The sequence below is a fragment of the Bradyrhizobium sp. LCT2 genome, from assembly GCF_009931255.1.
In the GTDB taxonomy this organism is placed as follows: domain Bacteria; phylum Pseudomonadota; class Alphaproteobacteria; order Rhizobiales; family Xanthobacteraceae; genus Bradyrhizobium; species Bradyrhizobium diazoefficiens.
In genome coordinates this window covers 2,602,236-2,614,790 of the sequence record NZ_CP034432.1, presented here as the reverse complement: position 1 = coordinate 2,614,790, position 12,555 = coordinate 2,602,236, and the positions used below count along the sequence as shown (strand labels likewise).

Here is a 12,555-nt window from a genome sequence, read left to right as displayed (position 1 = left end):
CAATCGCTGCGGTTTTCGCGGCTCGATGTCGGCTTCGCGACACGCTGGAAGGTTTGCAACACGCGCGCGTGCGCTTTCGCACTAAGCGGCGACGTCACCACGCGTTTCCGCTTTCTGAATGTTGGCCGGCAGTTGCGCGCTGTTTTTCAATCGTTCCAAATGGCCCGGCTCTTGCTCTTCACGTTGCAAGCTTGGTCGCGCCTTGCTGCACCTTCCCTGCAACCGTGGTTTCAGATGCCTCAGCCGAACGACCACCGACTCTTTGCCGTCATCCTCGGTACCAACGAGATCGCATCCGCGATCGGCATCCAGCTCGTGCGCGCCGGACATTACGTGGTGCTGTCGCACGATCCGGATCCACCGGTGATCCGGCGCAAGATGGCCTTTCACGATGCCCTCTTCACCGACACCGTGCAGCTCGAGGACGTCGTCGCCGAACGCGTCGACGACGGCGTGCAGGTCCATCAGGCCCTGGGCCGGGCGCCGCAGATCATGGTGACCTGGCTCGGCCTGCTCGACCTGCTTCCGGTCCGTCACATCGACCTCCTGATCGATGCGCGCCTCCAGAAGCGCCGGATCACGCCCGACCTCAGACGACTCGCCGGGCTGGCCATCGGCCTGGGCCCCGGCTTCTCGTCGGACTTCAATTGCGATGTCGCGGTGGAGACCCGGCCCGGCAGGATCGGGCTCGTGACCGACACGCGCTGGACCGACGCCGCCGACGGTGTCGCGAGTTCGCTGGGCGCTGTCGGCGCGGAACGCTTCGTCTACTCGCAGTTCGCCGGACGCTGGCACACGCCGGTCGAGATCGGTACCCGCGTCTACAAGGATCTCGTGCTCGGTCATCTCTCCGGCGTTCCCGTGGTCGCGCCGCGCGACGGCATTTTACGCGGCATCGCCCGCGACGGCAGCGAGGTTCCGGCCGGCGTCAAGCTGCTGGAGATAGATCCGCGCGGGCGTGATGCCCAATGGACCGGAACGGACGATCGCGGCCGCGCCATCGCCAACGCGACAGCCGCCGCCGTCAGACTCCATGCGGCACGTCGCACCACGCAACGGAATCCGGCATGATCGTCTGTTCCTGCAACATCATCAGCGATCACGACATCAGGGGCGTCGTTGTATCCACGAACGAAGAGCTTTGCTCAACCGCGCAAATCTACGGTTGCCTCGGATGCAGCGTACGATGCGGGCTTTGCTCGCATTCCGTGCGACAGATCCTTGAGGAGCATTTTCCGCGGGAAATGCAACACTCGAACATCTCGGAAAATACGCCGCGATCGTAGCTTCGGACGTCCCAGCACTCCACCGCCGCTTTGGCGAAGATCCAACTGAAGTCCGATTCGCCGGTTGTCAGGATGGCGAAGCTCGACCTGATCGTCATCGACGGGGAAAGCGGCTGGGCCGGCGCCTGCGACGCAAAACGGGGAAACGGAGAGACGGCTTGAAACACTCGAAAGCCGCTTGAGAGGGACTTGCGCGCGACCCGTCTCGTGCTGGCCTCACATCTTAAGAAGCCCGGACTCGATGTCGATCGGGTAGCGAGCGCCGTCATCGACTATCATGGCGGTTCCGGCTTCGCCCGTGACATCTCGCGCGTCGCAGCGAACCGGCAAGACGGGGATTTTCAAGGATTCATCGGGAATATTGGTAGCGGAAGCCCGCTACCGCCTCTCCCCACACGAAGCAAATCTGCGATATGTCCTCCGATCGTCCGCCTATCCGACGCCCGAGACTGGCAGCAGAGAAGCCGCTGCGCGAACTTAGTACTGGCACAGCCGCAGAGGTCGACGGCAATCGCCGGGATGAACCGGCAGGCCAACGCGGCCGCCGTCGTCAATAAAGGGTGCCTGTAAGACGACGGGCGGTTCGAAAGCGATAAAGGGCGCTTCGGGAGGTTACCATCGTCCCGGGGGCCATTTCTGCTGACGAGCAGCGGCCCGACCGATCAAGTCCTCATCCGGCCAGTCCATACACGGACATCCTGGCGGAAACGCCTCGTAACTGGTGCTCACCGAGATGCTCGACATCATGAGAGAGATGTCGAGCGACGGCTTCCGTCATAAGGAGATCCCGGCCTATCGTCTTGGTGAGCGCTTCCACACGGCAGGCCTCGTTGACGGCGGCGCCGATAACCGTGAAGTCCAAGCGATCCGGAGCACCGATGTTGCCGAAAAAGACCTCACCTTCGTGAAGGACGATGCCGGCCCGCAGCAAGTGGCGACCCTCGGCGTCGGACGCGACACGGATAGTCCGATTGGAACCCTCGAGCCGCGCGATCGCCTCTCTGGCCGCCGAGACGGCCGCGCGCGACGCTTCGGCGACGCCGACCGTTACCGGGAAGACCGCGAGCATACCGTCGCCGATGAACTTGAGGATTTCGCCGCCGTGAACGGCGACGGCGCTCACCATCGTCTCGAAGTAGGCGTTGAGCAGCAGCAGCGTGTCGGCCGGGGCCAGGGCGTCCGACATCTTCGTGAAATTTCTGAGATCCGAGACCCAAATCACGGCGCGGATCGAGTCTCCGGCGCCGCGCTTGATTGCACCTTCGAGCACCCTGGTGGCAGCGCCGTAACCAAGGTAGGCTCCCAACGCGTTTTCGGAGATCTTCAACTCGCTGTGGCGTTGCACATGCAAGGCGAATAGTTTGAAGAGGCGGGTCAAGGACTCTATCTCGACCTCGGCGAAACCGCGGGCCGCTTTCGTCGCGATGGTGACCACGTTACGTGTATCAAGACCAGACAACGGGATCGCCACGTAGTCGGTCATGCCGGCGGCCGCGAGCTCGATCATGATGGGAAATTCCGCCTGCGCCGTCTGCTCATTCGGCCGTCGCCGGATCGTGTCGCCGGTCTCGACGATACGCTGCAACGGATTAAGCCTGTAGGCGTCGGAATCGACCGCGGCGTCAGCAACCCGCACCTCGTCGCAGAAGCCATCGTCGGCGTTCCAGACCCATGCGAATCCGACCAACTGGGGATGGAGCGTGCCGATATGCAGGGTAAGTCGATCGACCGAAGAGTCTGCCGCCTTCATCCGACGGATCAGCTTGACGAGAAGGTCAATCATCTGCCGCTCGACGGAGGCCTCTTCCAGGAGCCAGTTTTCGATCTGGGTGAAACTGTCCGCGATGCCGGCGGCGACAATGATCGGGCCGGCTCTTCGCACGAGCGAGACCGATCGGGGATAGGATCGAGGCGATGGATCGGACGTCTCAGAAGCCATTTCAGTTCCCTCGCGTATCGCCTGCCGCATCTCGACGGCAGACCGGTCTTGATCCCGTCCAGACGGCAGGATCCCATCGTTCCTGCCGACAATGCGGATGCGCCCGCTGCCAGCCGTCGACGGCGACGGTCAAGGTCGACCATCGCGTGCTCCCACCAGGCCATCAGCTCCGGCCCTTCAATTCCGATCGCTCACGCGCCGCGTCACTTCGGCTCGGCGGTGGCCAGGAACACCGCCGGCACAGCAATCAGCGGAGGCAGGACGAAGCACCAGGTCCCGAACTTCGCATAGAGACAAGCGCCGGCTGCGCATCCGAGTGCGAAGGCAGCCACGCTCGCCGTCATCTTGCCAAGCCGCGGTCTGGCGACGGTCAGCACCGAAGCCGGCGCGCCGCGCAAAACGTCTGCGACGTCGATCATGATCTGGGTGGTCGTGCCCGTCATCAAGGTGCTGGGAGGTTCGGTGCCCATATGGATGCGGTGCGCGGCGTTCTGGATGGCCATGGCGGCAACCAATATCATACCGGTGCAGATCGCCTGCCAGCTGTCGCCTTGGACAAATGGCCCGAAGTAGACGGCACACGCGCCGCCTGCCGCCAGAAGTATCGTCTTGATGGCCAGCATCGAGCGAAAGATCGGCAGTCCCATTGCGGGGAGATAGAAGCTCAGGATTCTGCTGACAACCACGACGAAGCAGAAGACCGGGAGAGCGAGCAGCTTCGCCAGGCCACCGGACGTCCCCAATACCATGGCCGCGCCGAAGGTGACGAAGTTGCCGGTGACGTGCGCAGTGAACAATCCCTGGAGCGCAAGAAAGCCGGCGGTATCGACGAAGCCGGCATTCAGGCTCATGAGGAGCGGAAGCAAAAGTATATTGCGTGGCATGTCACCAACCATATTGAAGCTGGACACCCAGATAATTGCTGGTGTGTCCGCCGGCGCGGATGATCGTGTCGCCGACATCGAAATGCACGGCCTCGATGGCGCCCGTAAGATGATCGTTGAACGCGTAGTCGATGCGAAGCTGACCGTAGGCTCCCGTCCAATTGCTGCCGATCCCGGCGGTGCCCGCTATCGGCACGCTGGGCTGGACGTAGATCGCGTCGGCCGTCGTTTCGCGCCACTGCAAGCCGATCGCTCCCATCACCTTCAGCCGGTCCGCGGGACTGATGGTTATAGAGGGTTTGAGGTGAAGGATGTTCGCATATCCCGCATATCCGGCCAGCGTGAAATAATAGCCATTCGGGAACAGCGGATTGAACGTTCCCAGCGTTCCGTCTCCGGAGCGATGGTCGCCCGATGCAGCGTCGAACTGGAGGCCGATGCGGGGCAGCCAGGGAACACCGGTCAATGTATATCCGATCCGCGTGCCGACGGCCCAGGCACGGATATCCTTCGCTCCCACCTGGCCCGCCTGCCCCATGGCCTCGAGATCCCAGTCGAACTGTTGGGACTTCGCCGCGAATCTCGCATCCAGAACGTGACGGCTTTCGTCGCCCAATGCATCGAGATATCTGGCGCTCTTCCGCTCGTACAGCGAGTAGTAGCCCGACAGCTCGTTGTCACCCATGACCTTCCGCTCGACCCGGAGCGTGCTGAAGCGGAAGTTGTCGTTCGAGGTGTCGTCGAAAGGGCGAACGTCGAAATATTGGACGGGGCGGCTGACAAAGCCGATGAAGCGCCAGACGCCGGTTTCCCAGTCGGCCCAAATCGCATCGAATGATTGTCTGACGTTGGGACCATCCCGCGACGATACGAAGCGCTGCAGGTCGAAGGCGAAGTCCTGTCGTCCGATGCGCGCCTTCAGGGTCCCGCCCGCGAAAATGTTGACGTATTCGAGGAAGGCAAGGCGAAGGTCGGCACGGTCCTGGTCGACAGGGGAGATGCTGAGCTTGTCGAAGGCCCGATCGTCCTCGAGCTGCACGAAGGCGCGCCAGTTCTCGTTGAAATGAATGTCGGCGTGGACCTGCAAACGCTGTATGAGATAGCTGTCCGAGGACGTGTTGCCGGTGCCGAACGCCGCTGCGCTATTGGTCTCGAAGCGTTCGCGCAGCGTCGCCCCCAGCGAGACGTAGCTTTTCGGATCGGTGGCCCAAAGCGGGATGTATTTGAGCCCGTCAAACGGTTCGGTACGCAACCTGGGATCGGCAAGGACCGACCAGTCCTCTGCCCAGCGGTTCGCCTGGATCGCCGGCCGCTTGGAGACCGCAGCGTCCTCGGCCCGCGCGAACCCGACGCCGGCGCCAAGGGTCGCAAGCGTCAGAACGATCCAGAAGTTGCGCATATCGCCCCGTGCCAGCATCGGCGGACGTCACCTCATTTGGCGTCCGCCCGCGATGCACTCTTCGGGCCAAGGGAGTGGATCTCGGCGACGTACCCGCCGGGGAACATGACGAACGCAGCAGACCGGCTGCTCGACGTGTAGGATTCGACCAGCACCGTGGCGCCGGCGTCCTTCGCCTTGCCGAGGGTGGCTGCGAGATCAGCGACTTCATAACCCGTCGTCTCCCGACCGTAGGGATAGGGCAGATGACCGTCGGTGACCAACACGACCATCTTCCCGAATGGGGACTCGATCCGGATGCGCCGGTAGGTCAAATCGGGTCTTCCGATCTCGACGCCGGGCGCCTTCGCGTCGTCCGAGACGACCTTGCCGCGGGAGAAGGCAAGAAAACTCCGGGTGAAGGCGGCGGCCCTGTCGGGCGAGACGTATACGCGATTCTCCGGAATCCGCTCGAAGGGAGCGTAGTCGGGTTTCGTCGTATGCCAGTAGAGCTGGAGGTTGACGCCGCCGGGCCACTGGACCACGGCATCGCGCCCGATGGGATCCGGGAAGGTGGAGACGATCACGTCAGCCCCCGCAGCGCGGGCCGCCTTGATCGCCTCGTCCATGTCGCCGACGAGGTAGCCGTTACGTTCGGCCCCGAAAGGATAAGGGATGGGCGTCTTGAAGCCGAACAGCGAGACGGTGCCGACAGGCGTCTGCAACAGTTGCGACGTGGTGCTGCTCGGCGTGGGCGTTACGGTTGCCACCACCTGCTTGGTGCTCTTGCCGCCAAACGTGGCCAGAAAACTGGATACGAACTTGTCCACGTCCTCAGGCGCGACGTAGACGTGCGTTGTGTCGTATTGCGGGGCAACGGCAACAGCCTGCTCCTTCGACTTCGTTGCTTCCCTGGCGACGACCGGCGAGTTCACCGCGACAGCCGCCGCCAACGCCACGACAGCGAACATCCGTGTTGATTTCATCAGGAAACTCCTTGGACGGATTGAGATCGCGGCGCCCGGTCCGGGTGATGCGAAGTCTCATTGGACAGAATCGATACGATGACAAGGCCCGCAATCAAGCCGAGATGCTCGAAGAAGGCATTCGTGGCCATGAATCTCTCATGGCCGCCCATGGTCCAGAACGCGTTTGCGGTGAGCATCGCGACGAACGTCAGGATGCCGAGCCCGCCGGCCCCCAGCCACACGAAACGATTCACGACGACAAGCAGAGACCCGCCGAGTTCGACCACGATAGCGGCGGTCGCCCACAGCCAGCCCGGATACAGGCCGAAATGTTCCTGCTCGGCCACCGCGCCCGCGAAATCGAGCAGTTTGGTGAAGCCGCCGAGCAGATAGGCCGATACCAGGGCCAGCCTGGCCGCATGCCACAGAAGCGGCCAGCGCAGGATCACGGAGATCCGGTTCGGTGTGGCTGCGGCAGGCATGTCAGACCGCCCAGCAGGCGCACCCCAGCGCGCCCCAGAAGCTTCGGAGGTCGGAGACCGGCAACCGGCTCGACCAGGCCGCCGCATGGTCGTGTCCGTGGACGCCGCAGGAATTGGCGCAGCCGCACATCTGCATGGCCTTCATCGCGAGGCTGGTATCCTTCGTCTTTGCCGTGTCGTCGGCCCAGGCCGCGTACCCGCCAAAGCGGCGGACCGGCGACCAGTCCGGCATGGCGGGCGGCGGTGTGACGCTCTCCAGCTTGGAGAAGTCTCCCGCGCCATAGACGATCCTGCCTCCGACCATGGTCAGCAGCGAAGTCGTATCGGCGATCTCGGCCTCGCTGCACGAGAAGTAGTCGCGGTCCGGGACGACGAGGTCGGCGAGCTGGCCGACCTGGATCCGACCCTTGTTACCCTCTTCGTTCGAGAACCACGTCACGTTTTCGGTCCACATCCGCAGCGCCGTCTCGCGATCCAGACAATTGCGCTGGGGCGTGATGCGCAACCCGCCGACGGTCCGGCCGGTGACGAGCCAGGACAGAGAGACCCACGGGTTGTAGGACGCAACGCGGGTCGCGTCCGTACCGGCCGACACCTTGACGCCCTTGTCGATGATCTTCTTGACCGGCGGCGTCGCCTCGGCGGCTCCCGCTCCGTACCGTTCCACGAAGTATTCGCCCTGATAGGCCATCCGGTGCTGCACGGCGATGCCGCCGCCGAGCGCCGCGATGCGATCGATCGAATGGTCCGAGATCGTCTCGGCGTGATCGAAGAACCAGTGCAGCCCTTCCAGGGGCATGTCCTGATTGACCCGCTCGAACACGTCCAGCGCCCGTGAGATCGTCTCGTCGTAGGTGGCATGGAGACGCCACGGCCATTTGTTCTGAACGAGGACCCGAACGACCTCCTCGAGCTCGCCTTCCATCTCCGCAGGCATGTCCGGACGCGCGACCCGAAAATCCTCGAAGTCGGCCGCCGAGAACACCAGCATCTCGCCGGCACCGTTGTGCCGGAAATAGTCGTCACCCTGCTTGTACTTCGAGGTTTTCGTCCAGTTCAGGAAGTCTGCCTTCTCGCCCTTGGGCTTCTGGGTGAAAAGGTTGTAGGCGAGTCGTATCGTCAGGAGGCCTTCGTCGCTCAGCTTCTGGATGACGGCGTAGTCGTCGGGATAGTTCTGGAATCCTCCGCCGGCGTCGATCGCACCGGTGACGCCGAGCCGGTTCAGTTCGCGCATGAAATGACGCGTCGAATTGACCTGATAATCGAACGGAAGTTTCGGGCCCTTGGCAAGGGTCGCGTAGAGGATGTTGGCGTTGGGCTTGGCCAGCAGCAAACCCGTCGGATTGCCCTTGGTATCGCGCATGATCTCGCCGCCCGGCGGTTCGGGCGTGTCCTTCGCATAACCGACGGCCCGCAGCGCCGCGCCGTTCAGGATGGCCCGATCGTAGAGATGCAGCAGGAAGACCGGCGTGTCGGGCGCGACGGCGTTGAGCTCGTCGATTGTCGGAAGCCGCTTCTCCGCGAATTGGTGTTCGGTGAATCCGCCGACCACTCTGACCCACTGCGGCGGTGGCGTGACGGCGACCTGCCGCTTCAGCATATCCATCGCAGTGGCGAGCGAGCGTACCCCGTCCCAGCGCAGCTCCATGTTGAAGTTCAGACCGCCGCGGATGATGTGAAGGTGGTTGTCGATCAGGCCCGGCAACACGCGCCGTCCCCTGAGATCGACGATCTTCGTGGACGGCCCCGCCAGCTTCATCACGTCATGATCGTGCCCGACCGCGACGAAGCGGCCATCGGCGATCGCGACCGCCGAAGCCGCCGGGTTCGAGCGATCGAGCGTCGTGAACAGACCACGATGCAGGATGATATCGGGTGCGGAGCTCATGAATGTTTCTCCTGGCCGTCCACCGAGGCGGCATTTTTCGATTGGTCGTTTTGACGACCGGGCAGCATGCCGAACATGTGCGGGGCGCACTTGGCTTGCTGCCACGCCGACGCCAGCCCGTGCCCGGACAACAGCTGCCGGGCCACGGGAACGATCTGCTCACCGGCGAGGATGCCAAGAAGCCCGACCAGCGCGACCAGCGGCGGCGCGGGCGAGCGCACGTTGAGAAGGCTGTAGATGACGCCGACCAACAGGCCGGCGCCAAGGGACAACAGATAGATCTTCATCACGGCGATCCGCAATTGGAGGAGGTTCAGCCGGCTTTCGCGCCCCCTTCGGAGGCATGTTCGCCGAGTGCCCATTTCGAGAAGCGGATCTGGATTCCGTAGGGCGAATGCGCGCGCTGGATGTCCATCATTCCTTCGTAGGTCTCGCTGCGCGCCCAGTCCTGCTGAAGCTCGTAGGCGTATTGCGACGAGGTGATGGGAACCGCTCCTGCCTGGATGGCGCGCTCCATGGCGCGGTTGTGGGCTTCGAGCGAGAGATCGCCGCAAGCGTCGGCGGCAATGTAGATCTCGTAACCTTCCTTGAGCATGTCCAGGGTCGGAAAGATCACGCAGGCCTCGGTCCAGAGACCGGCCAGCACGAATTTCTTGCGACCGGCGGCAGCCACCGCCTTGCGGAAGTTCGCGTCGAGCCAGGAATTCATCGACGTGCGGTCGATGATGTCGTGCTCCGGAAACAGCGAGGCGACTTCCGGCATGAAGGGGCCGGAGAAGGAATCCCGCGCCACCGTGGTCAGCACGGTCGGAATTTTGAAGAGCTTGGCGGCCTTTGCCAGGATCTGGACGTTGTTAACCGTGACGAGGCGGTCATGCGATTGAACGCCCTGGAACATGGCCGGCTGGTAGTCGATCAGAGCGATCGCGCTGTTGTCGGGGGTGAGCATATCGAGTTTCGACATCGAGAAGTTCTCCTTGCGATCGGCATGAGCGATCGAGCGAAAGGGGATGGATGGGCGGCTGTATCGTGAACCCTGAACGCCGGCCAACGCTTGGACGATTTCGTCGCGGCTTGGATTTCGGCGCGATGATCATTCACGTGCGGCGAATTGCCGGGCGCATGTCCGCAGCGCCGGTCGGAGATCGCCAGCATGTCCAAACGACGCGCAGATCGTGCAAGCCAATCCGCGCCCTATCCGCAAACTTGCGGGCAGGAGGACCGAACCGCCTTGCAGAATGCCGTTCGGTTTTCATCAATTCGTCACAGGAGCGAACGATGGCCTTGCTTGAATTGCGGGACGGCACCGAGCTTTATTACAAGGACTGGGGAAGCGGAAAGCCGATCCTGTTCAGCCATGGCTGGCCGCTCAGCGCGGACATGTGGGACGCGCAGATGCTTTTCTTCGCCGAGCGCGGTTATCGAACGGTGGCGTTCGACCGCAGGGGCTTCGGCCGGTCGAGCCAGCCCTGGACGGGCTACGACTACGACACCTTCGCCGACGACATCGCTGACATCGTTAATCATCTCAACCTGAAGGATGTGACGCTGGTCGGATTCTCCATGGGCGGCGGAGACATCGCGCGCTACGTGGCGCGGCACGGCACGTCGCGGGTCGCCAAATTCGTCCTGCTCAGCGCCGTGACGCCCCTCTTCGTCAAGACCGCGGACCATGACGGTGTCGACAAGTCGGTGTTCGACGGCATCAAGGCCGGCCTGGTGAAGGACCGTGCGCAACTCCTCGACGACTTCAGCCCCCTCTTCTACGGCACCAACCACGGCACGAAGGTGTCGCAAGGCGTCTTCAAGCAGACCCTTCAGATCGCGCTTCAGGCGTCGGTCAAGGCGACCATCGATTGCGTGACCGCGTTCTCGGAAACCGACTTCCGGCCCGACATGGCCAAAATCGACGTGCCCACCCTGGTGATTCACGGCGAGGACGATCAGGTCGTGCCGTTCCCCTACACGGGCAAGCTGGCCGCCGAGATGATCAAGGGCGCCAAGCTGAAGATTTATCCGGGCGCTCCGCACGCAACGGCGACGACGCATGCCGACCAGGTCAACGCAGACCTCCTCGCGTTCCTGAAGGCCTAACCGGAGAAAGTCGATGGCCCCGAATCCGCTTCATCTGCTCGAGCCCAGGGACTGCGCCCTGCTTTTGATCGACCAACAGGCCGGCCTGGCTTTCGGAGTGGGGTCGATCGACCGGCAGGTTCTCATGAACAGCGTGGTCGCGCTCGCGAAGACCGCGACCGTGTTCGGCCTGCCGGTCGTCGCCTCCACCTCGGCGACGAAAGTGTACAGCGGGCCGCTGATGCCGGCGGTCAAGGCGGCGCTTCCAGGCGTCGAGCCGATCGACCGGCGCAGCATGAACATGTGGGAAGACGACAAGGCGCGCGCGGCCGTTCTGGCCACCGGTCGAAGCCGCCTGATCGTTTCGGGTCTGCTGACCGAGGCATGCGTGACGTTCGCGGTGCTTTCTGCACTGTCAGCCGGCTTGGAAGTCTACGTCGTCGGCGACGCCTGCGGAGGATTGACGACTGCGAGTCACGAACTGGCTCTCGGCCGGATGCAGGCCGCAGGCGCCCGCCTCACATCCTGGATCCAGGTTCTGCTCGAGATGCAGCGCGATTGGACGAGGCATGAAACCTACGATGGCGCACGCGCCATCGTCGAATCTCATGCCGGAGGATACGGGATCGGCCTGGCCTACGCCCGCGACATGATCCGACCCGCTTGAGACAGGATCCTGCTTGCGTCAGCCCTCGGAGCGGGCCCTTCGCCATGCTCCGGGGCTGGCCCCCACGTTGCGGGAAAACACCCGGGTGAAGTAGCTCTGGTCGCCAAAGCCGCAGATCAGTGCAATGTCGGCGAGCGGAAGCTTGGTGCTCAGCATGAGGCGCTTCGCCTCGTCGATGCGAAGCTGGGACAGGAATTCGTGCGGGGCAACGCCCGTGCTGCGCCGGAACGATCTGGCGAAGTGGCTTGGCGTCAACTTGCATTCGGCGGCGACGTCGGCAATCGTCAGATTGCTGGCGAGACGCGCTCGCATGATTTCCTTGGCGCGACGCTCCTGCCAGGGGGCAAGGCCTCCACCCGCAGCTTTTCCTTGTGGGCGCATTCCGCCATAGGTTTGGGCGAAATGGGCCAGAACACTCAACCCGATCTGATCGACGAAGAGCTGATTGCTCGTCGGATCCTGCTCCACCGCACTGAGCAGAACGCTGGACAGGGTCGACAGGAAGGGGTCACGCTGATCCCTGCTCCATTTGAGCGTCGAGATCGGTTTGGCCCCGTGCTCACGGGCAAACTCGTCGAGGGCCGTCTGGGGCACGTAGTATTGAACGGCATCGAACGGGCCTTTGAACTCACATTGAGGGTTGTCCATCAGATTGATGACGCTCACGGTCCCCGCACCGAAAGCTCCCGAATATCTCGGTCGTCCAGCGAGCCAACAGGAATGCCGATCGAGGTCACCGAGCTGTTGCAGGATGCTGAAGGCCGGTTCGGAAGGAACGACCGCGGTCCGCTCCCGAACGAATTGAGAGCAGGTCAGCCGGGTCATCGCCAGTGCCAACTGCCCTTCGCGCTTGATGCGCAGCAGGCAGTCACCCTCCATTCCCAGGTGCTGGCTGAGGCGACGACCGTAGAAGCCGCCGGTCGTACTATCAGACTCTTCCATCATCGGGGTATTCAAAGCTATCCATCATTGGATATGCCGCCATCATGA

General features: G+C 63.0%; 12 protein-coding genes. 3 read left to right on the top strand and 9 right to left on the bottom strand.

Annotated elements, in window-relative coordinates; genetic code table 11:
- The first annotated feature begins 234 nt into the window (after positions 1-234).
- Positions 235-1,071 (top strand): xanthine dehydrogenase, encoded by an 837-nt coding sequence (locus EI171_RS12865; RefSeq protein WP_161533513.1) that lies wholly within the window; start codon positions 235-237, stop codon positions 1,069-1,071.
- Positions 1,072-1,956: 885 nt separating this feature from the next.
- Here the strand turns inward: EI171_RS12865 and EI171_RS12860 are convergent.
- The 8 genes from EI171_RS12860 to EI171_RS12825 all read right to left on the bottom strand — a co-directional run bounded on the left by EI171_RS12860 (position 1,957) and on the right by EI171_RS12825 (position 9,789).
- Positions 1,957-3,225: an adenylate/guanylate cyclase domain-containing protein gene (locus tag EI171_RS12860; protein WP_246740533.1), complete on the bottom strand. Its 1,269-nt coding sequence runs from the start codon at positions 3,223-3,225 to the stop codon at positions 1,957-1,959.
- Between the two features lie 203 nt (positions 3,226-3,428).
- Positions 3,429-4,109 (bottom strand): YoaK family protein, encoded by a 681-nt coding sequence (locus EI171_RS12855; RefSeq protein WP_110117239.1) that lies wholly within the window; start codon positions 4,107-4,109, stop codon positions 3,429-3,431.
- Position 4,110: 1 nt separating this feature from the next.
- Positions 4,111-5,526, bottom strand: a complete 1,416-nt coding sequence (locus EI171_RS12850) for an alginate export family protein (RefSeq protein ID WP_161533512.1) — start codon at positions 5,524-5,526, stop codon at positions 4,111-4,113.
- Positions 5,527-5,540: 14 nt separating this feature from the next.
- Positions 5,541-6,473, bottom strand: a complete 933-nt coding sequence (locus EI171_RS12845) for a glyoxalase (RefSeq protein ID WP_161533511.1) — start codon at positions 6,471-6,473, stop codon at positions 5,541-5,543.
- Positions 6,473-6,937, bottom strand: a complete 465-nt coding sequence (locus EI171_RS12840) for a DoxX family protein (protein ID WP_161533510.1) — start codon at positions 6,935-6,937, stop codon at positions 6,473-6,475. The genes EI171_RS12845 and EI171_RS12840 overlap by 1 nt, the downstream gene beginning before the upstream one ends.
- A gap of 1 nt (position 6,938) precedes the next feature.
- Positions 6,939-8,825, bottom strand: coding sequence for an amidohydrolase (locus EI171_RS12835; protein ID WP_161533509.1), 1,887 nt, complete (start codon positions 8,823-8,825; stop codon positions 6,939-6,941).
- The gene (locus EI171_RS12830; RefSeq protein WP_038965613.1) at positions 8,822-9,112 is read right to left on the bottom strand and encodes a XapX domain-containing protein; all 291 of its coding nucleotides are present in this window, start codon (positions 9,110-9,112) and stop codon (positions 8,822-8,824) included. Before EI171_RS12830 ends, EI171_RS12835 begins: the two co-directional genes overlap by 4 nt.
- A 26-nt stretch (positions 9,113-9,138) precedes the next feature.
- Entirely contained in the window at positions 9,139-9,789 is a 651-nt protein-coding gene (locus tag EI171_RS12825; protein WP_161533508.1) for a hydrolase, read from the bottom strand.
- Between the two features lie 314 nt (positions 9,790-10,103).
- On the opposite strand from EI171_RS12825, the gene EI171_RS12820 reads away from it, so the two are divergent.
- The gene (locus EI171_RS12820; protein WP_161533507.1) at positions 10,104-10,919 is read left to right on the top strand and encodes an alpha/beta fold hydrolase; all 816 of its coding nucleotides are present in this window, start codon (positions 10,104-10,106) and stop codon (positions 10,917-10,919) included.
- 13 nt (positions 10,920-10,932) lie between these two features.
- On the top strand, positions 10,933-11,565 hold the full coding sequence (locus tag EI171_RS12815; protein WP_028174177.1) for a hydrolase: 633 nt from the start codon (positions 10,933-10,935) through the stop codon (positions 11,563-11,565).
- A gap of 18 nt (positions 11,566-11,583) precedes the next feature.
- Here EI171_RS12815 and EI171_RS12810 read toward each other — a convergent pair whose 3' ends face one another.
- Complete coding sequence (locus EI171_RS12810) at positions 11,584-12,510, bottom strand: helix-turn-helix domain-containing protein (protein ID WP_161533506.1); 927 nt, start codon at positions 12,508-12,510, stop codon at positions 11,584-11,586.
- Between the last annotated feature and the right edge of the window lie 45 nt (positions 12,511-12,555).